Source organism: Streptomyces sp. NPDC090083, assembly GCF_044747445.1.
Classification (GTDB): domain Bacteria; phylum Actinomycetota; class Actinomycetes; order Streptomycetales; family Streptomycetaceae; genus Streptomyces.
In genome coordinates this window covers 91256-116595 of the sequence record NZ_JBIVED010000011.1, presented here as the reverse complement: position 1 = coordinate 116595, position 25340 = coordinate 91256, and the positions used below count along the sequence as shown (strand labels likewise).

Genomic DNA, 25340 nt, shown 5'->3' with positions numbered 1-25340 from the left:
CCGCCGCGGCGGCCACGAACCTCAGGTCCGGCCCTCCCCCTCCTGTGCCGCGTCGAGCGCGGCGGAGGGGGCGGTCCAGCGGGCCCGTACGACACGGAATCCGGCCCGTTCGGCGTCGTCGCAGACCAGCTCGTCGTCGTCCACGAGGACCCGGATCTCTCGGTCGCGGGCGAGCTGCCCGAGCTTCTCCAGCTTGGTGCGCCGGGCGGGCCTGCGGTCGTCGTCGCGGCGCATCAGGACCCGGCCCTCGGGCAGCCCCTGCGCGGCGAGCCAGGCGAGCGTGTCACGGCGGCAGCGTTCGGGGCGCCCGGTGAGGTAGACGACCTCGCACTCCTCGGCCTGCTCCAGCGCGAGCGCGACGCCCTCCGCGAGCGGCGGGTCGTGCGGCGCGGCGCCGAAGAAGGCGTCCCAGTCGCGCGGCCTCCGCTCCAGGAACCGTTGCCGGTGTGCCGTGTCGGCAAGGGTGTTGTCGAGGTCGAACACGGCCAGCGGGCGCTTGTTGTCGGCAGTCACCCGGCCACCCTAGACAGCCGGACCCGGCACCCCGGCGGCGGCCCGCGAGCGGCCCGGCCTCATGCTTCTCCCATGTCTGCCGCGATTCCCGTCCCCCGCACCTTCCTGATCGGCGCCGCCCGGCCCTGCACCCTGGTCGTGTGCCGGGGCTGCTGCTGCGGCGACCCGCGCAAACACCCCGGGACGGACCACGCCCGGCAGCTGGAACGGCTGCGGTCCGGCGCCGCCGAGCACGGTTTCGCGGTCCGGACGACGGACTGCCTGGGCCCCTGCGACCAGGCGAACGTGATCGTCGTCCAGCCGTCGGCCGCGGGGCGCCGTGCGGGCGGGCGGCCGACCTGGGTCGGCTTCGCGATGGACGACGACTGCACGGAGGAAGTGCTGGAGTGGGCCGCCGCGGGTGGGCCCGGAATCGCCGCGCCGCCCGTGACCCTGGAGCTGCAGTTCATCGACCCGCCCCGGGAAGGGCGGGTCCGGTCACGGCGGTGAGGAGCCTGCCCGACCCCCCAATTGCTAATGGCATCCATTTTCATATAGCGTCCTCGGTGCCCGCCCGCCCACCGAGGAGGAATCCCCATGGCCGTCCCCAAACGGAAGATGTCCCGCAGCAACACCCGCCACCGCCGCGCCCAGTGGAAGGCCACGACGCCCGCACTGGTGCCGGTCACCGTCGACGGCGTACGCCATCTCGTCCCGCAGCGGCTGGCGAAGGCGTACGAGCGGGGACTGCTGCGCCCCGGGGACTGACCGGCACGGGAATGCCGGCGCCTCCCCGGTGTTGAACCAGATGTGAGTTCCGTGATCGCCACGACCCCCTTCTCCGTCCTCGACCGGTCCCGCACCCGCGAGGGGCACCCGGCCGCCGAGGCGCTGCGCGACACCGTGCGGTTCGCCCGGGAGATCGAGGAGCTGGGATATCACCGGTTCTGGGTGTCGGAGCACCACGGCGTGCCCGGGGTCGCCGGTTCGGCGCCGACCGTGCTGGCCGCCGCTGTCGCCTCGGCCACCCGGAGCATCCGGGTCGGCACGGGCGGGGTGATGCTGCCCAATCACCAACCCCTGGTCGTCGCCGAGCAGTTCGGGGTCCTGGAGTCGCTGTTCCCGGGCCGGATCGACATGGGCCTCGGCCGCTCGGTCGGGTTCACCACCGGCGTGCGCAAGGCGCTGGGCCGCGACAAGGACGACGCCGACGACTTCGCCGCGCAGCTCGACGAACTCCTCGGCTGGTTCCACGGGACGTCGCCCACCGGCGCGCACGCGCGCCCCTCCGAGGGCCTGGCCGTCCCGCCGTTCGTGCTCGCGATGGGCGAGGGCGCCGAGATCGCGGCCCGCGCCGGTCTCCCGATGGTCATCGGCGACCTCCGCGACCGGGAGAGGATGCGGCGCGGCATCGACCACTACCGCGCCGCATTCCGCCCGTCCTCCTGGGCCTCGCGACCGTACGTCGTCATCTCGGGCACGATCGCCGTGGCCGCCACCCCCGAGGCGGCACGGCGGTTGCTCGTCCCGGAGGCGTGGTCGATGGCGCACGCGCGCACCCACGGCACCTTCCCGCCGCTCCCGCCCGCCGAGCGCGTGGAGCAACTGCCCATGACGGACAAGGAGTTCGGCTTCTACGAGGCCGGGCTCAGCGGTCAGCTCGCGGGCACCGAGGAACAGGTCGCCCACGAGCTGGAGACGGTGCTGAAGGAGACGGCGGCCGACGAGGTCCTCGTCACCACCAGCAGCTACGACCGTGAAGCCCTGCTGGACTCCTATCGGCGGCTCGCCTCGCTCAGGGCGTGAGCACCATCCGGAAGCGCGCGGCGCCGGACAGCATCCGCTCGTAGGCCTCGCCCGCCCGGTCCAGGGGGACGGTCTCCACCATCGGGCTGATGCCGTGCAGGGCGCTGAAGGCCAGCGTGTCCGCCACGTCCCGCGCGGTGCCGGACGGGTGGCCCCGAACCACCTTGGCGCTCATGAGCAGTTGGAGCGGGCTGATGCCCAGCGGTGCGGAGTCCGCCCCGACGACGACCAGTTCGCCGCGTGGCCGCAGCCCCTCCACGGTCGCCGTGGCCGCATCCGCGTTGCCCGCCGTGGCGAGCACGACCTTGGCGCCGCCGAGCGCCTGGAGCGCCTCCGCGACCTCGGTGCCGGCGGTGCTGTCGATGTAGTGGTGCGCGCCCAACTGCTTCGCGAAGTCGGCCTTTTCGGGGCCCCGCGCGATGGCCGCGGTCTCGAACCCCATCGCGGCCGCGTACTGCACGCCCAGGTGACCGAGGCCGCCCAGGCCGAGGACCGCCACCAGGTCGCCCGGTCTAGCGGAGCTGCGGCGCAGGCCGTTGAAGGTGGTCACGCCCGCGCAGCCCATGGGTGCGGCGGCGCTCGCCGACAGGCCGTCGGGGATGCGGGCGAGCGCGTCGACCGGTGCCACGGTCATCTCCGCGAAGCCGCCGTCGTAGGCCCAGCCGGGCACCTTGAGGTTCTCGCAGACGATGAAGTCGCCCTGCCCGCACGGGATGCAGTGGCCGCAGCTGCCGCCGAACCAGCCGACGGACACCCGGTCGCCGATCCGCCAGCCGTCGTCCGCGGCGCCCTCGCCGAGCGCGTCGATGTGCCCGGCGATCTCGTGCCCGGTGACGAGCGGGAAGCGCACGCCCGGTACTCCGGCGTTCACGAAGAAGGTGTCGCTGTGGCAGATCCCGCAGGCCTCCACGGCGATCCGCACATGGCCCGGTCCCGGCTGCTGCACATCGCGCTCGACGAGCGCGAACCCGCCGCCGGGCGCGGCCACCTGCGCGGCTCGATAGCTGCTCATACCTGTCTCCCGATGGGGGGTGCGAACGCGGTCCGGCTAGTGCTCGGCCGCCTGACGTGCCCTGATCCGGATCGTGCCGTCGGCCGCGTCGACCTGCGCCTGGTCACCCGCGTTCAGCTCGCCCGCGAGCAGCATGTCGGCGAGCCGGTCGTCGACCTCGCGCTGGATGGTGCGGCGCAACGGCCGGGCGCCGAAGTCGGGTTGGTGGCCGAGGTTCGCGAGGAGGTCGGCCGCCGCGTCGGTGACGTCCAGGGTGACGTCCTGGGCGTCCAGCCTGCGCCGGGTGTGGTCCAGCAACAGGTCGACGATCTCGCGCAGTTGGGTCCGTTCCAGACCCCGGAAGACGATGATCTCGTCGATGCGGTTGAGGAACTCGGGGCGGAAGTGCTGGTTCAGGACCGGCATCACCGTCTCGCGGACCGTGGCGTAGTCGTCGACGCCCGCCGCGAGGATGCGGTCGGCGCCGATGTTCGACGTCATGATCACGACGGTGTTCTTGAAGTCGACGGTGCGGCCCTGCGAGTCGGTGAGCCGTCCGTCGTCGAGGAGTTGGAGCAGCGTGTTGAAGACGTCGGGGTGCGCCTTCTCGACCTCGTCGAGCAGCAGCACGGCGTACGGCTGCCTGCGGACGGCCTCGGTGAGCTGGCCGGCCTCCTCGTGGCCGACGTATCCGGGAGGCGCTCCGACCAGCCGGGAGACGGTGTGGCGCTCCTGGAACTCGCTCATGTCGAGGCGGATCATGCGGCCCTCGTCACCGAAGAGGGCGGCGGCCAGCGCGCGGGCCAGTTCGGTCTTGCCGACGCCGGTGGGCCCGAGGAAGAGGAAACTGCCGATGGGCCGGTTCGGGTCGCTCATCCCGGCCCGGGCCCGCCGTACGGCACGGGCGACGGCCGTGATGGCCTCGTCCTGGCCGACGACCCGCTCGTGGAGGTGCTCCTCCAGCTTCATCAGGCGGGCGCGTTCCTCCTCGGTGAGCTGGGCGACGGGGATGCCGGTGGTGCGGGAGACGACCTCGGCGATGTCCTCGGCGGTGACCTTGGGCGCCTGTTCCCCGGCGGAACCGCCCGCCTTCAGCTCGGCCTCGGTGTCCTTGATCCGGTCGCGGATCTCCTTGGCCCGCTCGTACTCCTCGTCGGCGACGGCCTGGTCCTTCTCGCGGTTGAGGGCGGCGAGCCGGTCCTCGGCGTCCCGGGTGTCGGAGAGCGGCGTCCCGGCCCGCAGCCGTACCCGGGCCGCGGCCTGGTCCATCAGGTCGATGGCCTTGTCGGGCAGGAAGCGGGCGGTGATGTAGCGGTCGGAGAGTTCGGCCGCCGCGACGACCGCCTCGTCGGTGATGCGGACCTGGTGATGGGCCTCGTAGCGGTCACGGAGGCCGCGCAGGATCTCGATGGTGTCGTCGACGGTCGGCTCGCCGATCAGGATGGGCGCGAAGCGGCGCTCCAGCGCGGAGTCCTTCTCGATGTACCGGCGGTACTCGTCGACGGTGGTGGCGCCGATGAGGTGCAACTGGCCGCGCGCCAGGGCGGGTTTGAGCATGTTGCCGGCGTCCATGGCCCCGTCGCCGCCGCCGCCCGCGCCCACCACGGTGTGCAACTCGTCGAGGAACAGCACCAGTTCGTCGCTGTGCTCACCGACCTCGTCGAGGAGTTTCTTCAGCCGCTCCTCGAACTCGCCCCGGTACTTGGTGCCCGCGACCATCCCGGCCAGGTCCAGCGAGACGAGCCGCTTGCCGGCCAGGGTCTTCGGCACGTCACCGGCGACGATCCGCTGGGCGATGCCCTCGACGACGGCGGTCTTGCCGACGCCGGGGTCGCCGATCAGGACGGGGTTGTTCTTGCTGCGCCGGGACAGCACCTCGATGGTCTGCTCGACCTCCTCGTCCCGGCCGATCACCGGGTCGAGCCGCCCCGCCCGCGCGTCCTCGGTGAGGTCGCGGCCGTACTCGTCGACGGTCGGCGTGCTGCTGGGCCTCTTCCGCTCGGGCTCGCTGCCGGTGGGCATCCGGTCGCCCTCCCAGGCGCTGCCCGCGAGGGCCTGACCGGCACCCGACTCCGGGTTGGCGGCCAGGGCGCGCAGCAGGTGCTCGGGGCCGATGTACGAGGAGTCCTCGGCGCGGGAGAGCTGGTAGGCGTCGAGCAGGGCCCGCTTGGCGGCCGGGGTGAGGGTGGCGGGTTCGGTCTTCGGGCCGCCCTCGGCCCCGGCGGAGAGCCGCTCGCGGATCCGGTCGGGATCGGCCCCGGCCTCGGTGAGCAGGCGCCGGGTCGACTCCTGCTCGGTGGCGGCGGCCAGCAGATGCCGGGCGTCGAGCTGCTCGCTGCCCTCGGCGGCGGCGATGTCCCGCGCCCGGGCCACCAGCTCACGGGCCCGCTCCGAGAGCAGGCTGCCGATGTCCACGCGCTGAGCCCGGCGCGTGGGTGACGCCGGCCCCGAACCGCCGAAATACCGGGACATCAGCTCGTCGAATTCCTCGAAGGGACTGCGTCCGAAACCGAATCCGGGAGTGCTCATGACCACGGACCTTCCGTGCGGCGGGAGTGCGGCGACTGGTATCCGTGTCTTCCAACGTGGCACAGCGCGGACGCCCTCGCACCCGCGCGGGTCACCGGGCGGCGCCCGGCGGGGTCCCCTAGACTCGACGGGCCATGCACAGCCCCCACGATCCCTGCGTCCGCGTCCGCGGCGCCCGCGAGCACAACCTCCGGGGCGTCGACGTCGACATCCCGCGAGACGTGTTGACCGTGTTCACAGGCGTCTCCGGCTCCGGAAAGTCGTCCCTGGCCTTCGGCACGATCTACGCGGAGGCACAGCGCCGCTACTTCGAGTCGGTCGCGCCGTACGCCCGCCGCCTGATCCACCAGGTGGGCGCGCCGAAGGTCGGCGAGATCACCGGCCTTCCCCCGGCGGTCTCCCTCCAGCAACGCCGCTCGACCCCCACCTCCCGTTCCTCGGTGGGCACGGTCACCAGCCTCTCGAACTCCCTGCGGATGCTGTTCTCCCGCGCGGGCGACTACCCGCCCGGCGCCGAACGTCTCGACTCGGACGCCTTCTCCCCCAACACGGCGGCCGGCGCGTGCCCGGAGTGCCATGGTCTCGGCCGGGTCCACCGCACCACCGAGGAGTCCCTCGTCCCCGATCCCTCCCTCTCGATCCGCGAGGGCGCGATCGCCGCGTGGCCGGGCGCCTGGCAGGGCAAGAACCTGCGCGACATCCTCGACACCCTCGGCCACGACGTGGACGTGCCCTGGCGCGAACTCCCCGCCGACGAGCGGACGTGGATCCTCTTCACGGACGAACAGCCGGTGGTGACGGTCCACCCCGTCCGGGACGCGGACCGCATCCAACGCCCGTACCAGGGCACGTACATGAGCGCCCACCGCTACGTCATGAAGACCTTCGCGGACACGAAGAGCCCGACCCTGCGGGCGAAGGCGGAGCGCTTCCTGACCAGCGCCCCCTGCCCGCTGTGCGGAGGCAGCAGACTCCGCGCCGAGTCGCTGGCGGTGACCGTCGCGGGCCGTACGATCGCCGACCTGGCCGCGCTCCCCCTGTCCGAGCTGGCAGGCACGCTGACCGGCACGTCGGAGGCGGCCCGCGTCCTCACCGCGGACCTCACCTCCCGTATCGCCCCGATCCTCGAACTGGGCCTCGGCTACCTCAGCCTGGACCGGGCGACCCCCACCCTCTCGGCGGGCGAACTCCAACGCCTGCGCCTGGCGACCCAGTTGCGCTCCGGCCTCTTCGGAGTCGTCTACGTCCTCGACGAACCGTCGGCCGGACTGCACCCGGCGGACACGAAGGCCCTGCTCACGGTCCTGGACCGGCTGAAGGCCGCCGGGAACTCGGTGTTCGTGGTGGAGCACCACCTGGACGTGATGCGCGGCGCCGACTGGCTGGTGGACGTGGGCCCGCGGGCGGGCGAGCACGGCGGACGGGTGCTGTACAGCGGCCCGGTGGCAGGTCTTGCGGCGGTGAAGGAGTCGGCGACGGCCCGTTTCCTCTTCGACCGCTCCCCCGCCCCGCCCCGCGAAGTCCGTTCGCCGAGGGGTGAATTGAAGGTGGGCCCGGTCACGCGGCACAACCTGCGCGACGTGACGGCCGAGTTCCCCCTCGGCGTGTTCACGGCGGTCACCGGCGTCTCGGGCTCCGGCAAGTCCACGCTGATCGGCGAGATCACGGAGGAACCGGCGGGCGTGGGGCGCCTGGTGTCGGTCGACCAGAAACCGATCGGCCGCACCCCGCGCTCGAACCTGGCGACGTACACCGGTCTCTTCGACGTCGTCCGCAAGGTCTTCGCGTCCACGGACGAGGCACGCCGACGGGGCTACGGCGCGGGCCGGTTCTCCTTCAACGTGGCGGGAGGCCGCTGCGAGACCTGCCAGGGCGAGGGCTTCGTCAGCGTGGAACTGCTCTTCCTGCCCAGCACCTACGCCCCCTGCCCGGACTGCGGCGGAGCCCGCTACAACCCCGAGACGCTCCAAGTGACGTACCGGGGACGGAACATCGCGGACGTCCTCGACCTGACGGTGGAGAGCGCGGCGGAGTTCTTCGCGGACACTCCGGCCGTGGCCCGCAGCCTGACCACCCTGCTGGACGTGGGCCTCGGCTACCTCCATCTCGGTCAGCCCGCCACCGAGTTGTCCGGCGGCGAGGCCCAACGCATCAAGCTGGCCACCGAGTTGCAGCGCGCCCACCGCACCCACACCCTCTACCTCCTCGACGAGCCCACCACCGGCCTGCATCCGGCCGACGTGGAGCTCCTCCTCCGCCAGCTCCACGGCCTCGTCGACGCCGGCCACACCGTGGTCGTGGTCGAACACGACATGACGGTGGTGGCCGGCGCGGACTGGGTGATCGACATGGGCCCGGGCGGAGGGGAGAAGGGGGGACTGGTCGTGGCGGCGGGGACGCCGGCGGAGGTGGCGAGGGCCAAGGGCAGCACCACGGCCCCCTACCTGGCAACCGCGCTGGGCTAGACGCCCGTCCTTGGAGGCGCGGGGACCTGCGCCCCCAGCCCCTCACGCACCCGCACGACTACCTCAGGAGCCCGACGACCAACTCCCTGGGCAACCCATAGGTGTCGTGAAGGCAGCGGTACTCCTCGTCACCCAGCTCCCCCCGGAACTCGGGCCGGGACAGCACCCGCCGCCCCCGTTCGAGCAGCCGGGAGAACCGCCGCTCCTCCTCCAGCAGCAGCCTCCGCACCGTGCCGCCGCCCGTCAGCTCCTCCGGCAGATCGGTCAGCGTGCGCGAGTCGTCGTCCCGCCACAGCACCGTGAGCAGGCGCCGGATCAACCGCCGCACCACATACCCCCGCCCGGTGTTGGACGGCCGTACTCCTTCTCCGAGGACGACGACGCTCGACCGCAGATGGTCGCAGACGATCCGCAGGGACCGCTCGTCCAGGACCCACAGCGTCCGCACGCCCCGCGTCCAGGGTTCGAACACATCCGTCTCGTACACCGAGCGGCGCCCCTGGAGCACGGACACGAACCGCTCCAGCCCCATGCCCGTGTCGACGTTGACCTGCCGCAGCGGAACCAGCCCGCCATCCTCGCGCCGTTCCAGCCGCATGTGCACGTGGTTCCAGATCTCCACCCACCGCGGATCTCCGGTGGGAACACCCTCCGGCGGGCCGTCCCCGGTCCAGTGGAAGATCTCCGAGTCGGGCCCGCACGGCCCCACCGGGCCGTTGGACCACCAGTTCTCGTCCCGGGTCGACTCAACCGGCACGCCCAGCTCCCGCCAGGTGTCCAGCGATTCGAGGTCGGGGCCGACCTGTTCGTCACCGCCGAAGACGGTGACGAACAGCTTCTCCCGCGGGATGCCGAAACCGTCCCGCAGCAGCTCGTACCCCCACCGCAGGCTCTGCGGATGGCCGTAGTCGCCCAGCGACCACGAGCCGAGCATGTCGAACACGGTGAGGTGGGTGAGGTCGCCGATCTCGTCGATGTCCGTCGTCCGCAGACAGCGCTGGACGTTGACCAGCCGCCGCCCCTGCGGATGCGGGCGGCCCCGGAGGTAGGGCGTGAGCGGGTGCATGCCGGACGTGGTGAACAGGACCGGGTCCGACGGCGGCGGCAGGAGCGAGCTTCCGGTGATCGGCTCGTGCCCGCGTTCGCGGTAGAAGTCGAGGAACGTACGGACGACGTCGTCGGTGTTCATGGCGGTGAGTCCTTCGGGTCGGATGGGACCGGAAGGGACCGCGGGGCGGCGTACGCGAGGACGGGAGACGACACACCCGGCGGTCCGTTTCCGGCCGCCGGGAGAGGTCAGTGAGGTCAGGCGTCGGCAGCCGGCGAGTTGGTCGCTCGCGCGGTCGCGGTGCCGGTGTGCCTGATGATCCTCATGGACGCCACGCTAACAGGACGCCTGCGGGCCGTCCTGCGGATTTTCACCGGGGCCTGCGCCACCGAGACGCAGTGGTCCCGGTACGGGGGCCGACCGGTCACCCCGGTCTGGGCCGCGTGGGCGAGGGAACGGCGGTCGGGGTGGCTGCCGGGCGCCAGGACCGGACCCACCTCCACCTCCGCGACGAGCCCGCGCGTGGAGACCACCCGCCACACCGAGGTGAGCAGGGAGTCGCTGCCGACGAAGGCGGGGGCGGTGCTGGCGGTGCCGTCGGTCAGGTAGTGCAGGCCGACCGGCTGGACGGGGACCCCGGCGTCCAGCGCGGCCTGGAAGACGGCCCGCCGGAAGTGCCCCTGGGCCCGGCCGCACCAGGTGCTGCCCTCGGGGAAGACGGCGACCGCTCCCCCGGCGCGCAGGGCGCCCGCGATGGAGGCGACCGTCTCCGGGAGGGCGCGCAGCCGGTCGCGGTCGATGAACAGGGCGCCGCTGCCCGCGGTCAGTGTCCCGGCGATCGGCCAGTGCCGGATCTCCGCCTTGGCGAGCATGCGGGCGGGGCGTACGGCGGCCAGCAGCGGGATGTCGAGCCACGAGATGTGGTTGGCGACCAGGAGCAGCCCGCCGGTGGGCGTGGCGGTGCCGGTGATGCGGAGCCGGATGCCGGCGGCCCGGACGATCGTCCGGCACCACCAGCGCACGGCCGCGGCGGGGATCCTCCTGCCGACGGGGGTGAGCGCGGCCCCCGCCGCCACCACGACCAGAACCGTCACGAAGCGCAGCACGGCACGCGGTACGTCCGTGACGGACCCCTTGGAGTCGATGCACGACCTGGGGGTGCAGGGCGCGCTGGGCAGCCAGACGCTCATCACGCGGGGACGAGCGAGAGGAAGTGCCGCAGATAGCGCGGGTTGACCCGGCGCATCGACAGCAGCACGTACAGGTCGGCGACCCCGAAGTCCGGGTCGTGGGCGGGCTCGCCGCAGACCCAGGCGCCGAGGCGGACGTAGCCGCGCAGCAGCGGCGGGAGTTCGACGCGGCCGGCCGGGCGGGTGACGCCGTCGGCGTTCCAGGGCAGCAGCGGGCGTACCCGGAACTCCTCGGGGGCGAGGTGCTTGGCGCTGACCCGGTCCCAGGTCCCGGCGGCGAGGGCGCCGCCGTCGGCGAGCGGGACGGAGCAGCAGCCGGCGAGCCAGTCGTGGCCGCGGTCGACCATGTAGCGGGCTATGCCGGCCCAGATGAGACCGATGACGGTGCCGTCGCGGTGGTCGGGGTGGACGCAGGAGCGGCCGACCTCGACGAGGCCCGGTCGGATCGCGTCGAGGGGGGCGAGGTCGAACTCGCTCTCCGAGTAGAGCCGTCCGGCGACGGCGGCGCGCTCGGGCGGCAGCAGCCGGTAGGTGCCGACCACCTGCCCGGTGACCGTGTCGCGGACGAGGAGGTGGTCGCAGTAGGCGTCGAAGGCGTCGACGTCCAGGCCCGGCTGCGGGCTGGACAGGTGGGCGCCCATCTCCCCGGCGAAGACGTCGTGCCGCAGCCGCTGCGCGGCACGCACATCGTCCTCGTCGCGGGCGAGCGTGACGGTGTAGCGGGTCGGCGCGTCGGGCTGCGAGGGACGGTCGAGGGTGGAAACGCCGGTCATGGCTCTCCCTGATCACGGGCCGGGGACGGCGGGGGAACTGGCTGGCCGGTTCCGTAAGTCCGGCCGCAACAGTTCTTCCTACGCCGGGCGTCCTGCGCGTGACCTGTGCCCGGAGCCGGGATGTGGGGTTGTTGAACGGCGTCCTCACACCCCTGCATTCAGGGACACTCGTCCTCGCGTGAACGAAGGGGGCCCGAGGCGAGTTCCCCGACCGGCCCCGGCCCGCGGTCGGGAATGAGGAGGCGGGGCCGGGGATGAGCACCACTCCCGGCCCCGCCCGTCCGCACCTTGTCGGCGAACGTTCTTGTCCCGTAAGGGAGTTCACATGCGAGTTCAGCGTTTCGCGGCCTTGCGCGTGGCGCGCAGCCACTCCTTGTTCATGCCGGTGATGGACATCAGCGGGATGCCCTTGGGGCAGGCGGTGGCGCATTCGCCGGCGAGGGTGCAGCCGCCGAAGCCCTCCTCGTCCATCTGCGCGACCATGTCGAGGACGCGGGTCTCGCGCTCGGGGGCGCCCTGCGGGAGGACGTTGAGGTGGTTGACCTTGGCGGAGGTGAACAGCATCGCCGCGCCGTTCGGGCAGGCGGCGACGCACGCGCCGCAGCCGATGCACTCGGCGTGCTCGAAGGCGAGGTCGGCGTCCGGTTTGGGTACGGCGGTGGCGTGGGCCTCGGGGGCGGCGCCGGTCGGGGCGGTGATGTAGCCGCCCGCCTGGATGATGCGGTCGAAGGCCGAGCGGTCGACCACGAGGTCCTTCACGACCGGGAAGGCGGCGGCACGCCACGGTTCGATGTCGATCGTGTCGCCGTCCTGGAAGGACCGCATGTGGAGCTGGCAGGTGGTGGTGCGCTCCGGGCCGTGGGCGTCGCCGTTGATGACGAGGGAGCAGGCGCCGCAGATGCCCTCGCGGCAGTCGTGGTCGAAGGCGACCGGGTCCTCGCCCGTGAGGATGAGTTCCTCGTTGAGGGTGTCGAGCATCTCCAGGAACGACATGTCCGTGGAGATTCCGTCCACGTGGTAGGTGGACATGGCGCCTTCGGCGTCGGCGTTCTTCTGCCGCCAGACGCGCAGGGTGAGCTTCATGCGTAGCTCCGCTGGGTGGGGTGGACGTACTCGAAGACCAGGTCTTCCTTGTGCAGGACGGGAGACGAGCCGGTGCCGGTGAACTCCCAGGCGGCCGCGTAGCCGAACTCCTCGTCCCTGCGCTCCGCTTCGCCGTCCGGAGTCTGGAACTCCTCGCGGAAGTGGCCGCCGCAGGACTCGGCGCGGTGGAGTGCGTCGAGGCACATCAGCTCGGCGAGTTCGAGGTAGTCGACGACGCGGTTCGCCTTCTCCAGCGATTGGTTGAACTCCTCACCGGTGCCCGGGACCTTGATCCGCCGCCAGAACTCCTCGCGGATCTGCGGGATCCGCTCCAGCGCCTTGCGCAGTCCGCTGTCGGTGCGGGCCATGCCGCAGAACTCCCACATGAGTTCGCCGAGTTCACGGTGGAAGGAGTCGGGGGTGCGGTCGCCGTCCACCGCGAGGAGCAGGTTGAGCCGGTCCTCGGTCTCCGCCAGCACCTCCTGCACGGCGGGGTGATGGTCGCCGATGTCCTCGTGTCGGGGGTTGCGCGCGAGGTAGTCGTTGATGGTCGCCGGGAGGACGAAGTAGCCGTCGGCGAGGCCCTGCATCAGGGCGGAGGCGCCGAGGCGGTTGGCGCCGTGGTCGGAGAAGTTGGCCTCGCCGATCGCGAACAGGCCCGGGACGGTGGTCTGGAGGTCGTAGTCGACCCAGAGGCCGCCCATCGTGTAGTGCACGGCGGGGTAGATCCGCATGGGGGCCGTGTACGGGTCCTCGGCGGTGATCCGGGCGTACATGTCGAAGAGGTTGCCGTACTTCTCCTCCACGGCCTTGCGCCCCAACCGGCCGATGGCGTCGGCGAAGTCGAGGTAGACGCCCTGTCCGCCGGGGCCGACCCCGCGTCCCTCGTCGCACACGTTCTTCGCGGCGCGAGAGGCGATGTCGCGGGGCACGAGGTTGCCGAAGGACGGGTAGATGCGCTCCAGGTAGTAGTCGCGCTCGGCCTCGGGGATCTCGTTCGGCGGGCGCTGGTCGCCCTTCGCCCTCGGCACCCAGATGCGGCCGTCGTTGCGCAACGACTCGCTCATCAGGGTGAGTTTGGACTGGTGGTCACCGGTGCGCGGGATGCAGGTGGGGTGGATCTGCGTGAAGCAGGGGTTCGCGAAGAGCGCGCCGCGCCGGTGCGCGCGCCAGACGGCGGTGGCGTTGGAGTTCATGGCGTTCGTCGACAGGTAGAAGACGTTGCCGTAGCCGCCGCTGGCGAGGACGACGGCGTCCGCGAAGTAGGTGTCGATGCGGCCCGTGATCAGGTCGCGGGCGACGATCCCCCGCGCCTTCCCGTCTATGACGATCAGGTCGAGCATCTCGGTGCGCGGGTGCATCTCGATGTTCCCTGCGGCGATCTGCCGGGACAGCGCCTGGTAGGCGCCGAGGAGGAGTTGCTGACCGGTCTGGCCGCGCGCGTAGAAGGTGCGGGAGACCTGCACGCCGCCGAAGGAGCGGGTGTCGAGGAGGCCTCCGTACTCGCGGGCGAAGGGCACGCCCTGCGCGACGCACTGGTCGATGATCTCGACCGAGATCTGCGCGAGGCGGTGGACGTTGGACTCGCGGGCCCTGAAGTCGCCGCCCTTGACGGTGTCGTAGAAGAGGCGGTGGACGGAGTCGCCGTCGTTGCGGTAGTTCTTCGCCGCGTTGATGCCGCCCTGGGCGGCGATGGAGTGGGCGCGGCGCGGGGAGTCCTGGTAGCAGAACTGGACGACGTGGTAGCCCTGTTCGGCCAGTGTGGCGCCCGCGGAGCCGCCGGCGAGGCCGGTGCCGACGACGATCACCGTGTGTTTGCGGCGGTTGGCCGGGTTGACGAGTTTCGCCTCGAAACGGCGGGTGTCCCAGCGCTCGTTGACGGGTCCCGTGGGGGCCTTGGTGTCGGTGACGGGTTCCCCGGTCGTGAAGTCCGCGTATTCAAGGGTCATTTCAGCTCACCACTCCGGTCATGACGCCCACGGGAACGGCGATGAAGCCGGCCGTGAGCAGCAGCGCGAGGACATTGGCGATCGTCTTCAGGGCGCGGTCGCGGCTGCGGCTGCCCGCGCCGAGGGTCTGGGCGGCGCTCCAGAAGCCGTGCCGGACGTGCAGGCCGAGGGCGAGCATCGCGACGATGTAGATGGTGTCGCCGTACCAGGTGGAGAAGGTGTCCACGACGTTCTGGTACGGGTGGCCCTCCTGGAAGCCGCCGGAGTGCACGGTGCCGGTGGTCAGGTCGAGGATGTGCCAGACGATGAACAGGGCGAGGATGACGCCGCCCCAGCGCATGGTGCGGGTGGCGTAGCTCGCCCGGGGTTTCCTGTGCACGTACTTGCTGGGGCGGGCCTTGATGTCGCGGCGGCTGAGCTGGTAGGCGGAGACCGCGTGGGCGACCACGGCGACGACCAGTACGACGCGGATCAGCCAGAGCGTCCACTCGTAGTGCATGAAGGGTTCGCCGACGGTGCGCAGCCAGTGGGCGTAGTGGTTGAACTCGCCCGCACCGAAGAAGATCTTCAGGTTGCCGATCATGTGGACGACCAGGTACAGCAGCATGATCAGGCCGCTGACCGCCATCACTGTCTTCTTGCCGACGGAGCTGTCCCACACCGTGCGCGCCATCGACGGCCGTCGGTCCGTCCGCGTTGCCAGAGCCATGTCCAGTGACGTTAGGCGCCCGATGCCCGATCGGTCCAAGACATGGTCTGCCTGGTTTCCATAGCCTGGAGCTATCGTGGAGGTATGCAGTTCCAGCAGCTCCAGTACTTCGTGGCGGTCGCCGAGACCCGGCACTTCACCCGGGCCGCCGATCTCGTGCATGTCGCGCAGCCCTCGCTGTCCCAGCAGATCAAGGCGCTGGAGCGGGAGTTGGGCGCGGACCTGTTCCTGCGGGCCCGGGGCAACATCACGCTCACCGACGCGGGCGAGGCGCTGCTGCCGCTGGCCCGCCGCATCCTGGCGGACGCGGACACCGCCCGGCACGAGGTGCAGGAACTGGCCCAGCTGCGCAGCGGCCGGATCAGGCTGGGCGCGACACCGAGCCTCTGCACCGGCCTGCTCCCGGACGTCCTCCGCGCCTTCCACGACCGCTATCCCGGCATCCGGCTGCTGATCGAGGAGGGCGGTTCCCACGACCTCGTACGGGAGCTCGCCCGCGGGGCGCTCGACCTGGCCCTGGTGGTGCTGCCCCTGCCCACCCCCTCACCGGCGTTGACGACGGTGGAGCTGCTGCGCGAGGACCTGGTCGTGGTCTCCTCCCCCGAGGCGCCGGCCCCCGGCCGCGGCCGGACCGTCCGCATCGCCGACCTGGAGGGCGAACGCCTCGTGATGTTCCGCCACGGCTACGACCTGCGCGAACTCACCGTCGCCGCGTGCCGCGCCGAGGGCTTCGAACCGGACTTCGCGGTCGAGGGCGGCGAGATGGACGCGGTCCTCGGCTTCGTCCGCGCGGGCCTGGGCGTCGCCGTGGTCCCGCGCATGGTCGCCACCAAGTCCGGCCGCGGACTGCGGGTGACGTCCCTGGCCCGGCCCGGACTGCACCGGACCATCGCCCTCGCGCACCGCAGCGACGTGGCTCCGCCGAGGGCCGCGCGGGAGCTGCAGCGGATGCTGCTGGAGCGCTGAGGGGTGCGAGGGTGCGGGGAGGGGTGGGGCCGGCGGTGTTCCGCGGCGCGGCGCGCGTGCCGCCGGGCGTCCGCGCCGCGTCTCGCGTCGCCGGGTCAGACGGGTGACCCGTTGGTCACCAGGTCGGGATCAGGCCGCCGTCGATCACCACGTCCGTGCCGGTCAGGTTGGCCGCGCGGGTGCCGGCGAGGAACAGGACCACGTCGGCGATCTCGGCGGGCTTGGAGAAGCGGCCGGTGACGATGTCGGCGGAGGCCCGGGCGACGACCTGCTCGGGGGTGAGTCCCGCGGCGGCCGAGACGGTCGCGGCGACGCCGGTGCCGCCCAGCCACAGGTCCGTCTCGACCGGGCCAGGACTGACCGTGTTGACGCGGATGCCCTTCGGGCCGACCTCCTTGGACAGGGCCTTGGAGAAGGCGACCAGGGCGGCCTTGCCCGCGCTGTAGTCGATGACCAGCGGGTCGGGCAGGGTGGCGTTGACCGAGCCGATCGTGATCACGGACCCCTGTCCGGCGGCCAGCATCAGCGGCAGGGCGGCGCGGGTGACGCGTACCGCCGTGAGGAGGTTCAGGTCCAGGGTGCGTGCCCACTCCTCGTCGGTCACCGAGAGGAAGCCGCCGGTGCGCGGCGGTGCCGTACCGACGTTGTTCACCAGGACGTCCACCCGGCCGTCCGCCGCCTCGATCAGCCGCTCGGCCGCACCCGGTTCCGCGAGGTCCACCGGCACCCAGGTGACGGAACCCTCCTTGACCAGGGCGTCCAGCCCCTCGGTCGTCGTACGGGAGCCGGCGACGACGCTCGCCCCCGCCCCGGCCAGCGCAGCGGCGACGGCCAGCCCGATGCCCTTGCTGGCGCCCGTGACCACGGCGGTCCTGCCCTGCAGTTCGGTGCTCGTCCCAGTACTCATCGAACCCGGCTCCTTCGGTGCGACGCGGCGAGGGACAGGAGGTGTCCGGTCGCCATGAGGGCATCCTCCCCCGCCCGGGCCCCGCGCACAGGTCCTGCGCGGTGCCCGCGAACCCCGCTCACCCCGTCGCGTCCACCAGCGCCAGGTCGTGCAGCCGCTCCGGCGGGCCGGGGCGGGCGTAGAACCAGCCCTGGGCCGTGTCGCAGCCGAGTATGCGGAGCTGCTCGGCCTGGGCGCCGGTCTCCACGCCCTCGACCGTCACCGCGAGGTCCAGGCTGTGGGCGAGGGAGACGATCCCCTCGACGATCTTCAGGTCGACGGGGTCGGCCGGGAACTGCTGCATGCTCTGGGTGAAGGAGCGGTCCAGCTTGAGGATGCTCACCGGCAGGCGGCGGAGGTTGGCGAGGTTCGAGTAGCCGGTGCCGAAGTCGTCCAGGGCGATGTCGACACCCATCTCGGCGAGCCGCCGCAGCGGCTTCAGGAGATCGTCGTCGGCGCCGATCAGCGCGGACTCCGTGACCTCCAGGCAGAGCGCGTCGGGTGCGACGCCGGTGCGCTCCAGGATGTCGACGGTGTCCTGGACCAGTCCGGGGTGGGTGAGCTGGCAGGGCGAGAGGTTGACGTTGATGCGCAGGGGGACGCCGTCGCCGTAGGCCTCACGCCAGGCGCGGGCCTGGCGGACGGACTGTTCCAGGACCCAGCGGCCCAGCGGGACGATCAGGCCGGTGTGTTCGGCGAGCGGGATGAAGCGGTCGGGGCCCAGGACGCCGTGCTGCGGATGCAGCCAGCGGACGAGGGCCTCCGCGCCGCGCACACTGCCGTCGCCGAGGTGGACCAGCGGCTGGTACTCGATGAAGAACTCGTTGCGGTCCAGGGCGGCGGGCAGGGCCGTGGTGAGGCCGTGGCGGGTGATCGCCCGGGCGTCGGCCTCCGGGTCCGCGAGTTCGAAGCGGTTGCCGCCCGCCGACTTGGCCCGGTACATCGTGATGTCGGCGCTGCGCAGCACCTCCGCGGGGCCGCGCTCGCCCGCGGGGCCCTCGACGATGCCGATGGAGCCGCGCACGGTGAGGTCGCGGCCGTCGATGCTGACGGGGGTGATCAGCGCGTTCATGATGCGGCCCGCGAGTTCGTCGACCTCGCGCTCGGTGTCGGGACCCGTGGTCAGCGCGACGAACTCGTCGCCGCCGAGCCGGGCGACCATCTCGCCGGGTGCGGTCGCGCAGGACTGCAGCCGGTCGGCGACCTCGACGAGGAGCCGGTCGCCGGCCGCGTGGCCGAGGCTGTCGTTGATGGTCTTGAAGCCGTCGAGGTCGAGGTAGCACAGGCCGAACCGCTGGTTGTCGCCCGCGCCGAGCGCCTTCTCCAGGCGCTCGAAGAACAGGGTGCGGTTCGGGAGGCCGGTGAGCGCGTCGTGGGTCGCCTCGTAGCGCAGGCGCAGGTTCAGCAGCCGCCGCTCGGTGGTGTCCTCCATGAGGGCGAGCTGGTACTGCGGGTTGCCGTCCGCGTCGCGCAGCAGGGAGACCGTGAGGTTGGTCCACAGGACCGTGCCGTCCGGCCGGTAGAACGCCTTCTCCACGTGGTAGTGCTCGCGTTCGCCGCGCACGAGCTCGTCGTAGAGCGTCCAGGTCTGGGGCGCGTCGTCCGGGTGGGTCCACTCGCGGACGTTGCGGCCGCCCATGGTCTGGTCGGAGATGCCGAACATGCGCAGCAGTGCGCCGTTGACCTGGAGGATGTTGCCTTCGAGGTCGGCCATGCCGATTCCTATGGCCGCGCCCTCGAAGACCGCGCGGAAGCGGGCCTCGGTCGCGTGCAGGGCCTGCGCGACGACGCCCTGGGCCTGGAGGGCGGCCACGGAGATGGCCTCCTGCTCGGCCAGCGTGCGCTCGCGGAGTTCCTGGGCGAACCCGGCGGCCATGGCGTGCTGGAGGCGGGCCGAGCGGATCCGCAGGTCCTCCGGGGAGCCGTCGCCGCCGCAGTAGAGGACCAGGTAGGCGTCGACGCACTCCAGGGTGCGGGTGAGGGCGTCCGGGTCGGTGCAGTGCGCGGCGACGAGGGCGGCGCCGACGGCCTTGCCCTCCTCGGCGTCGAGGGTCCTGGCCCGCAGCGCCTCGCTCAGCCGCCGGGCCAGCGGCAGGAGCAGTTCCTCGAACTCGGGCCGGGTCAGGGACGTCGAGGTGGCCGGGAAGACCGCCCGGCTCCAGATCGTCGCGAACCTCCGCAGTCTGTCCTCCGGCCCGTCCGGCTCCGCGATCACGCCGCGCGTCCTACGCCGGCGAATCCCGAGAAGGAATACGGATCCTCGTCCTCCGGTGCGGTGTCCGGCCGCCAGTCCGGCATCGGCACCAGTCCGGGTTCCACCATGTCGTACCCCTCGAAGAACCGCGCGATCTCGTCGCGCGAGCGCATGATCAGCGGATTGCGAATGTCCTTGTACACGTCCACCGCGCCCTCGGCACGCTCGGGCGGCAACGGCAGGCCCTCGTACGCGGCATGGGTCAGGATGAGCAGGCTGCCGGGCGCGAGTGCCTCGCGCAGCCGGGCCACCGCTCCGTACGGGTCGTCCGCGTCCTCCACGAAGTGCAGTATGGCAACGAGAAGTAAGGCCACTGGCTGATTCAGGTCGATCAGCTCCCGCACCTCGGGGCTCGACAGGATCTCCTGGGGCTTGCGGAGGTCCGCCGCGACGACGTCGGCGGTCGCGTTGTCCGCGAGGACGGCCTGGCTGTGCGCGACCGCCACCGGATCGTGGTCCACGTACATCACACGGGCGCCGGGGCCGGCCTTCTGGGCGACCTCGTGGACGTTTCCGAAGGTGGGAATTCCGGAGCCGATGTCGAGGAACTGGGTGATGCCCTCGCCCGCCGCGAATCGGACCGCGCGACGCATGAACGCCCGGTTCGCCTGCATGATCTTGGGAAGTCCCGGGAGGAACTCCATGGCCTTGCGGGCCGCCTCCCGGTCGACCTCGAAGTTGTGCGAACCGCCCAGGTAGTAGTCGTAGATACGCGAAACGCTCGGCACCGAGATGTCGATGCTCCGTGGTGCCCAGGCGGGACGCTCCATGTATCTCTCCAAGGCGTAGGCGATCCGGTGTTCGAGCTGAGGCTACTGATCGCCCGCCAAAGGGTCGAGCGGAAACGGAAATTGACCATCCGTTCCCGCTGACTGCCGCCGGCACGTGCCGAATTGACGTGCGGGGACACGCGGAGAAGCGCGGAGAATGCCGGAATTGGCGTGCGGAATAAGCCAAAGCGGTCCGCCCCCTCCGTGCGGTGCGGAGGGGGCGGACCCGGGGTCGTACGCGCTTGCTGTGGTGTTCGGCACTCTTTTCGCTTGCCCGCGTCCCTCCCTTCCGCGTCCCGGTTGCCGAGTGGGCGGGGGCGATCGAACCCTGGGGAGGTTCTCGCTACTCCGCGGGCGCGCCGACCGGCTTGCCTTCAGGGGAGACGGCGTACCACGTGCCGCCCACGCCCTGACCGTTGGTCTGTCCGGCGGCCGTGTCACCGGAGAAGGTGTAGATGGGCCAGCAGTTGACGGTCATCTGCTTGACGCCGTCGGGGCGGGTGAAGCCCATGAGGCCCTTCTTCTGCACACCCTTGGTGTCGTTCGCCGAGACGATGCCGACGGCCGGCCACTTGTCCGCGCAGGCGCCGAGGCAGTTCGAGACCGACTTCGGCCACGCCTTGTCCTTGAGGAAGCGGTAGACCGTGTGGCCGTTCTTGTCGACGACGATGTCACCGAGCTTGGCGTCCTTGCGGACGGAGAGGCCGGGCAGCGAGGAGAGGGTCGCCTTCTTGCCGTCGGGGGCGAGCGCGTACCACTTGCCGCCCACGCCCTGGCCGTTGACGTCACCGGCGTTGACGTCCTTGGCGTAGCGGTAGGCGGGCCAGCCGCCGATGGTGAGCTGCTTGGTGCCGTCGGTGCGGGTCACCTCGCCGAGCAGGGACTTGTCGATACCGGCACCGGCGGTGGCGTCGTTGGCGGGCACCGGGGGCCAGGCGGTGGCGCAGTCGCCGTCGCAGTTGGACTTGGGGGGATTGGCCGTGTCGGCGTCGAAGCGGTAGAGGGTGAGCCCCGCGCCGTCGCTCACCACCTTGCCGAGGTCGGGGTTGCTGGCAACGGTCAGCTGGCCCGCGGGCTCCGCGGCGGCGGCCTGCTGGCCGTCGGCGCCGTAGCCGTTGCCGGCACCGGTGCTGGCGCTCGCCGAGGCGCCGACGCTGCCGTAACCCCCGGCCGCGGCCGTGGCACCGACGTTCTGCGCCGCGGAGGAAGGCGTGGTCACGTTCTCCGAACCGCACGCCGCCGTCAACGCCATGACGGACACGGCCGTCGCCGCGAGTGAGGCGCTCCGCCAGGAGGTCTTCATCTTCAACTCCCCATAATCACCTGGATGTTGCAGCGCCCGTCTGTGCCGCCGCACGGCCCTAGGTACGGGTGGGGACCACGAAAGTGTTCAACCGCCGCACAAATTTCTTTCCGACACCTGTGACGCGGCACCCGGCTCGTATGCGCGTGCACATCCGGCCACCTCCGACGATCGGTTCGTCAAACCGTCACACCACGGCATCCACTCCTTCGGGGCATTCCCCGCGAGCACCGGCGCGCCCCGGCCCGCGAGGCCTCATGATCTCCGTCGTGCATGGACCCGAACCCACCCGAACCGCCCTCGCCGCAAGGGTGTTGACCCTGGTGACGCTGACGTGGCTGCTGACGGGAGCCCCGGCGGGCCCGGCGGCGGCCGACGCGTGCGCGTACGCCTCGACGGGGCCGGACGGCACGGAGGCGGTGGCGGTCGCGGGCGGCGACTCCTGGCCGATCCCCCCGGGCTGCCGGAAACCGACCCCGCCGCCGCCCTGCCCCTCGCCGACACCCACCCCGCCGACACCGCCACCACCACCCCCGCCGAAGCCGACTCCACCGAAGCCGCCCCCGCCGAAACCCACCCCGACCCCCACACCGACCCCGAAGCCCCGGCCCACGCCGAAACCCGTGCCGCCGCCGCCCGCTCCGGCACCCCGCCCGGCACCACCGGCCCCGCTGGTCCGGCCGGCCCCGGCTCCGACCCCCACGCCCACCCCGACGCCGACCCCGAAGCCCTCGCCCAGGCCCACCCCGCATCCCTCGGCGTCCCCGGTGAGTTATCCGAAGTACCACGCCCAGCCGCACCCGCGGCCGACGCCCGGCCGGACGTCACCGGTCGTCTACGTCCTGCTCATCACCGTGCCCGCAGTGATCGCCATCGTCGCGCTGCGTCCGCGCTGACCCCCGGAGGAACCTCTTGTCGGAATGGCTTGTTCTCGTCCTCGTGATGGCGGCGGCCTGTGTGGTCGTCGTCATCGTCACCTTCGTGCGCGAACGCACGGCGTCCGAGGACGAGGACCCCAGTGAGACCCCGGACGTCATCGAGTACATGACGATGTGGATCGGCGTGGTGTACGCCATCGTCCTGGGCCTCGCGATCGCCGGTGTCTGGGAGGCCCGCGAAGCCGCCCAGGACCATGTGCAGGCGGAGGCACAGGCGCTGCACGAGATCTCGGAGCGGGTGCGGGTCTACCCCGCCGACGAACGCGACCGGGTCCGGGCCGACGTCGACGCCTACGTCTCCCAGGTCGTCAACGTCGAGTGGAAGACGATGGCGAACCACGAGAAGCTCACCCAGCGCGGCACCGACCTCCTGGAGCGCATCCGCGCGGACGTCACGGACTACCAGCCGACGACGGACTTCCAGGCACAGGCCTACCAGCCGCTCGTCGACCAGGTCACCGCCCTGGACCAGGCGCGCAACGCCCGTCAGGACTCCACCGGGGCGACCATGCCCTCGGTGGTGTGGTTCGGGCTGCTCGCCGGGGCGGTGATCACCATCGGCATGGTCTTCGCGCTCCAGATCAGGCGTACGACACGGGAGCTGATCCTCGCCGGGCTGTTCTCGGCGCTGATCGCCTTCCTGCTCTTCCTGATCTGGGACTTCGACGCGCCGTACAGCCGTGGCATCACGGCCTCGGCGCAGCCGTTCCTGAACCTCTTCCCGCACATCAAGGACTGACGGCCCCTCACCGGAGCCGCCCGCCGGGGGACGTCCGCCACGCCGCGGACGTCCCCCGGTCGCACGAGCGGTGTCCCCTGTGCGGCCCACACCGTTGCCCCATTCGCGCGACTGGGATCGCGGGAGCGCACACATGTTCCTAGCGTTTCGGTCATCGAGGTGCATTTACGGCGCTAGCGGAAAAGGTCCGCTGCTGCTCCTCGGGGACCCGGAGGAATCACCATGCGCGCGATACGCGTCGCCTCGGCCGCACTGCTGGGCATCAGCGCCCTCGCCCTCTCGGCGCCGGCCGCCCTCGCGAAGGGCGACGGCAACCACAACATCACGCCGTTCGGCTTCACCGTCCTGCCCTCGACGATCGCGGCGGGCGGCCAGGTGACCCTGCAGCTCGACCGCGACCAGGGCGGCTGCAAGGGTCCCGCCACGGTCTCCTCCGGGGTCTTCGACACCGTGCGGATCCCCCCGGGGCAGTCCTCGGCGACGGCGATGGTCGACTGGGACGCGAGGCCGGGCGCGGTGTACCAGGTGACGTTCTCGTGCGACGGCGCGAGCGGCTCCACGGGGCTGACCATCGCGTCGGGCCGCACCAACAACAACATCCAGCCGCTGCAGCCGGACCGGCAGATGCCGCGCGGGGTCCACGCCGGTGAGGGCGGCAGCATCGCCGGCTTCGACCTCAAGGAACTCGGTGTCGGCGCGGCCCTCATCGCGGGCTCGGTCGGAGCGGCGTACCACTTCTCGCGCCGCCGTACCGGCGAGGACGGCGGCTGACCGCTCCGCCACCCGCACAGGCCTTCGCCCCGGAACCCGCAAGGGTCCGGGGCGAAGGCCTGTCAGGCGCGCCTGAACTCCGAAGGGGAGGAGGTCAGATCCCGCGCTCGGTGCGGCGGCGCATCCAGAACACCCCGCCGCCCACCACGGCCGCGGCGACCAGGCCGCCGCCGATCGCCATGTCGGTCGGCGTCGCCCCTGCGGTGCTGCTGCCGCCGAGGCCGCCGCGGACACCGCCGATGACGGTGTAGGCGTCGTCACGGGTGAGCGAGGAGCCGTTGGAGCAGCGGACCGTGATGCTGTACGAGCCCGGGGTGGCCGACCGGCTGATCCTGGCCTGGCCGCTGGACGTCGTACCGGAGCCGCCGAGCAGGGACAGGTTGGCGGGGCGTTCGAACCCCGGTGAGGTGGCGATGGCGTTGCCGCCGCTGAAGCAGCCGTCGACCGTGACGGTGAGCTGTCCGCCGCGGGCGATCACGCTGGGCAGGGCGACGATGTTGCTGGGGCTGGCGCCCATGCCGTCCGCGACGGCCGCCGGGGCGGCGAGCCCCAGGACGGCCACCGCGGCACCGGCGGCGGCCAGGGCACGAGTTGTACGCATGTCATCCTCCGCGGAAGGCGCCCCGGGACCCGTCCCCGGTCGATCGGCGAGAAAACGCCTCCCAGACAGACCCTCAGATGCCGTGCACGCGCCCGCATTTCGAGAATGGTCCGTCCTGGTGAGAGGACACGCCGGGGGAAAAGCGCGCAATCTGATATTGCCGCAGGTCACACACCGTCAGAAAATTCCTGCGACGGCCAACTCATATGGCGCACATAAGGATGTCCGGGCCACCCGTTCGCGCTTTCCCCGTCGCCGGTTCCGGCTTCGGGACTTAGCGTTCTCGTATGCGCGATTGACATGGCGACGGCCGTGTCGAGAGGGGATGGCGAATGTCTGCGTCCGAGCTGTCCGAGCTGGAAGAGGCGGAGCGGCAGAAGAAGCGCGCCCCGTGGGGAGTGATAGCGCTTGTGCTGCTGACCGGTCTCGCGCTCATCAGGAACGGTTCGGGGGAGTTCGACGTCGGACCGCCCCAGCCGGCGACGGCGGCGGCCGCGGACGCCCGCACCGCCCCGAGCACGTTCGCCAAGGCCCCGGACCCGCTGCCCTACTCCGTCGCCGACCGGGTGCGGATCCCCGCGATCCGGGTCGACGCGCCCGTCATGCCGGTGGGCCTGGACGCGGACGGCTGGGTCGGCGCCCCGCCGCCGGAGGACCCGAATCTGGCGGGCTGGTTCACCGGCGCCGTCTCCCCCGGCGAAAAGGGCACGGCGGTCGTCGTCGGCCATGTCGACAACAAAATGGGCCCCGCCGTGTTCTACGGACTCGGGGCCCTCAAGAAGGGAAATCGCGTCGAGGTCGGGCGCAAGGACGGAAAGACCGCCGTGTTCGAGATCTACGGCATCGAGGTCTTCGAGAAGAAGGACTTCCCCGGAGACCGCGTCTACGCCTCCAAGGGAACTCCGGAACTCCGTGTCATCACCTGCGGCGGCGGTTTCTCCAAGCAGAACGGCTACGACGGCAACGTCGTCGTCTTCGCCCGCCTGGTCGAGGTCCGCTGAGCGTTCCCGGCCGGGC

General features: G+C 71.7%; 23 protein-coding genes. 9 read left to right on the top strand and 14 right to left on the bottom strand.

The window, feature by feature from the left end:
- Positions 1-21: 21 nt before the first annotated feature.
- Positions 22-513, bottom strand: a complete 492-nt coding sequence (locus ACIPTO_RS32525) for a hypothetical protein (protein ID WP_366322883.1) — start codon at positions 511-513, stop codon at positions 22-24.
- 72 nt (positions 514-585) lie between these two features.
- Here ACIPTO_RS32525 and ACIPTO_RS32520 point away from each other — a divergent pair, with 72 nt between their 5' ends.
- From ACIPTO_RS32520 to ACIPTO_RS32510, 3 genes are all read left to right on the top strand, one after another.
- Entirely contained in the window at positions 586-1002 is a 417-nt protein-coding gene (locus ACIPTO_RS32520; protein ID WP_401198089.1) for a (2Fe-2S) ferredoxin domain-containing protein, read from the top strand.
- Positions 1003-1089: 87 nt separating this feature from the next.
- On the top strand, positions 1090-1260 hold the full coding sequence (gene rpmF / locus ACIPTO_RS32515) for a 50S ribosomal protein L32 (RefSeq protein WP_401198086.1): 171 nt from the start codon (positions 1090-1092) through the stop codon (positions 1258-1260).
- 42 nt (positions 1261-1302) lie between these two features.
- Entirely contained in the window at positions 1303-2298 is a 996-nt protein-coding gene (locus ACIPTO_RS32510; protein ID WP_401198084.1) for an LLM class flavin-dependent oxidoreductase, read from the top strand.
- Here ACIPTO_RS32510 and ACIPTO_RS32505 read toward each other — a convergent pair.
- Positions 2288-3310, bottom strand: a complete 1023-nt coding sequence (locus ACIPTO_RS32505) for an alcohol dehydrogenase (RefSeq protein WP_401198082.1) — start codon at positions 3308-3310, stop codon at positions 2288-2290. The genes ACIPTO_RS32510 and ACIPTO_RS32505 overlap by 11 nt on opposite strands.
- 36 nt (positions 3311-3346) lie before the next feature.
- Positions 3347-5818 (bottom strand): ATP-dependent Clp protease ATP-binding subunit, encoded by a 2472-nt coding sequence (locus ACIPTO_RS32500; protein ID WP_401198080.1) that lies wholly within the window; start codon positions 5816-5818, stop codon positions 3347-3349.
- Between the two features lie 134 nt (positions 5819-5952).
- On the opposite strand from ACIPTO_RS32500, the gene ACIPTO_RS32495 reads away from it, so the two are divergent.
- A complete protein-coding gene (locus ACIPTO_RS32495) occupies positions 5953-8283 on the top strand; it encodes an ATP-binding cassette domain-containing protein (protein WP_401198078.1) in 2331 nt (776 codons plus the stop codon).
- A gap of 58 nt (positions 8284-8341) precedes the next feature.
- On the opposite strand, the gene ACIPTO_RS32490 is transcribed toward ACIPTO_RS32495, so the two are convergent.
- The 6 genes from ACIPTO_RS32490 to ACIPTO_RS32465 all read right to left on the bottom strand — a co-directional run bounded on the left by ACIPTO_RS32490 (position 8342) and on the right by ACIPTO_RS32465 (position 14999).
- Entirely contained in the window at positions 8342-9472 is a 1131-nt protein-coding gene (locus ACIPTO_RS32490; protein ID WP_401198076.1) for an alanine--tRNA ligase-related protein, read from the bottom strand.
- Positions 9473-9588: 116 nt separating this feature from the next.
- A complete protein-coding gene (locus ACIPTO_RS32485; protein WP_401198073.1) occupies positions 9589-10521 on the bottom strand; it encodes a lysophospholipid acyltransferase family protein in 933 nt (310 codons plus the stop codon).
- A complete protein-coding gene (locus tag ACIPTO_RS32480; protein WP_366322871.1) occupies positions 10521-11294 on the bottom strand; it encodes a GNAT family N-acyltransferase in 774 nt (257 codons plus the stop codon). Before ACIPTO_RS32480 ends, ACIPTO_RS32485 begins: the two co-directional genes overlap by 1 nt.
- A 333-nt stretch (positions 11295-11627) precedes the next feature.
- Positions 11628-12377 (bottom strand): succinate dehydrogenase/fumarate reductase iron-sulfur subunit, encoded by a 750-nt coding sequence (locus ACIPTO_RS32475; RefSeq protein WP_401198071.1) that lies wholly within the window; start codon positions 12375-12377, stop codon positions 11628-11630.
- The gene (locus tag ACIPTO_RS32470) at positions 12374-14326 is read right to left on the bottom strand and encodes a fumarate reductase/succinate dehydrogenase flavoprotein subunit (RefSeq protein WP_401198069.1); all 1953 of its coding nucleotides are present in this window, start codon (positions 14324-14326) and stop codon (positions 12374-12376) included. Before ACIPTO_RS32470 ends, ACIPTO_RS32475 begins: the two co-directional genes overlap by 4 nt.
- Before the next feature lies 1 nt (position 14327).
- Positions 14328-14999 (bottom strand): succinate dehydrogenase, encoded by a 672-nt coding sequence (locus ACIPTO_RS32465; RefSeq protein WP_401198406.1) that lies wholly within the window; start codon positions 14997-14999, stop codon positions 14328-14330.
- A gap of 120 nt (positions 15000-15119) precedes the next feature.
- Here ACIPTO_RS32465 and ACIPTO_RS32460 point away from each other — a divergent pair, with 120 nt between their 5' ends.
- Positions 15120-16001: a LysR substrate-binding domain-containing protein gene (locus tag ACIPTO_RS32460; RefSeq protein WP_366322865.1), complete on the top strand. Its 882-nt coding sequence runs from the start codon at positions 15120-15122 to the stop codon at positions 15999-16001.
- Between the two features lie 115 nt (positions 16002-16116).
- Here the strand turns inward: ACIPTO_RS32460 and ACIPTO_RS32455 are convergent, their stop codons facing one another.
- From ACIPTO_RS32455 to ACIPTO_RS32440, 4 genes are all read right to left on the bottom strand, one after another.
- The gene (locus ACIPTO_RS32455) at positions 16117-16908 is read right to left on the bottom strand and encodes an oxidoreductase (RefSeq protein ID WP_366322863.1); all 792 of its coding nucleotides are present in this window, start codon (positions 16906-16908) and stop codon (positions 16117-16119) included.
- Between the two features lie 118 nt (positions 16909-17026).
- Positions 17027-19162 carry an EAL domain-containing protein gene (locus ACIPTO_RS32450; RefSeq protein ID WP_366322861.1) on the bottom strand — a complete coding sequence of 712 codons (2136 nt, stop codon included), beginning with the start codon at positions 19160-19162 and terminating at the stop codon, positions 17027-17029.
- Positions 19159-19971, bottom strand: a complete 813-nt coding sequence (locus ACIPTO_RS32445) for an SAM-dependent methyltransferase (protein WP_401198064.1) — start codon at positions 19969-19971, stop codon at positions 19159-19161. The genes ACIPTO_RS32450 and ACIPTO_RS32445 overlap by 4 nt, the downstream gene beginning before the upstream one ends.
- 343 nt (positions 19972-20314) lie before the next feature.
- Positions 20315-21274, bottom strand: coding sequence for an SCO0930 family lipoprotein (locus tag ACIPTO_RS32440; protein ID WP_366322857.1), 960 nt, complete (start codon positions 21272-21274; stop codon positions 20315-20317).
- A 269-nt stretch (positions 21275-21543) separates the two neighbouring features.
- On the opposite strand from ACIPTO_RS32440, the gene ACIPTO_RS32435 reads away from it, so the two are divergent.
- The 3 genes from ACIPTO_RS32435 (at position 21544) to ACIPTO_RS32425 (ending at position 23722) form a co-directional block, all read left to right on the top strand.
- The gene (locus ACIPTO_RS32435; protein ID WP_401198062.1) at positions 21544-22170 is read left to right on the top strand and encodes a hypothetical protein; all 627 of its coding nucleotides are present in this window, start codon (positions 21544-21546) and stop codon (positions 22168-22170) included.
- Positions 22171-22186: 16 nt separating this feature from the next.
- Positions 22187-22951, top strand: a complete 765-nt coding sequence (locus ACIPTO_RS32430; RefSeq protein WP_366322853.1) for a DUF4239 domain-containing protein — start codon at positions 22187-22189, stop codon at positions 22949-22951.
- 222 nt (positions 22952-23173) lie between these two features.
- Positions 23174-23722, top strand: coding sequence for a hypothetical protein (locus ACIPTO_RS32425; protein WP_366322851.1), 549 nt, complete (start codon positions 23174-23176; stop codon positions 23720-23722).
- 94 nt (positions 23723-23816) lie between these two features.
- Here ACIPTO_RS32425 and ACIPTO_RS32420 read toward each other — a convergent pair whose 3' ends face one another.
- Positions 23817-24323, bottom strand: coding sequence for a hypothetical protein (locus ACIPTO_RS32420; RefSeq protein WP_366322849.1), 507 nt, complete (start codon positions 24321-24323; stop codon positions 23817-23819).
- A gap of 332 nt (positions 24324-24655) precedes the next feature.
- Between ACIPTO_RS32420 and ACIPTO_RS32415 the strand changes: the two genes are divergently transcribed.
- On the top strand, positions 24656-25324 hold the full coding sequence (locus ACIPTO_RS32415) for a class F sortase (protein WP_366322847.1): 669 nt from the start codon (positions 24656-24658) through the stop codon (positions 25322-25324).
- The last annotated feature ends 16 nt before the right edge of the window (positions 25325-25340 follow it).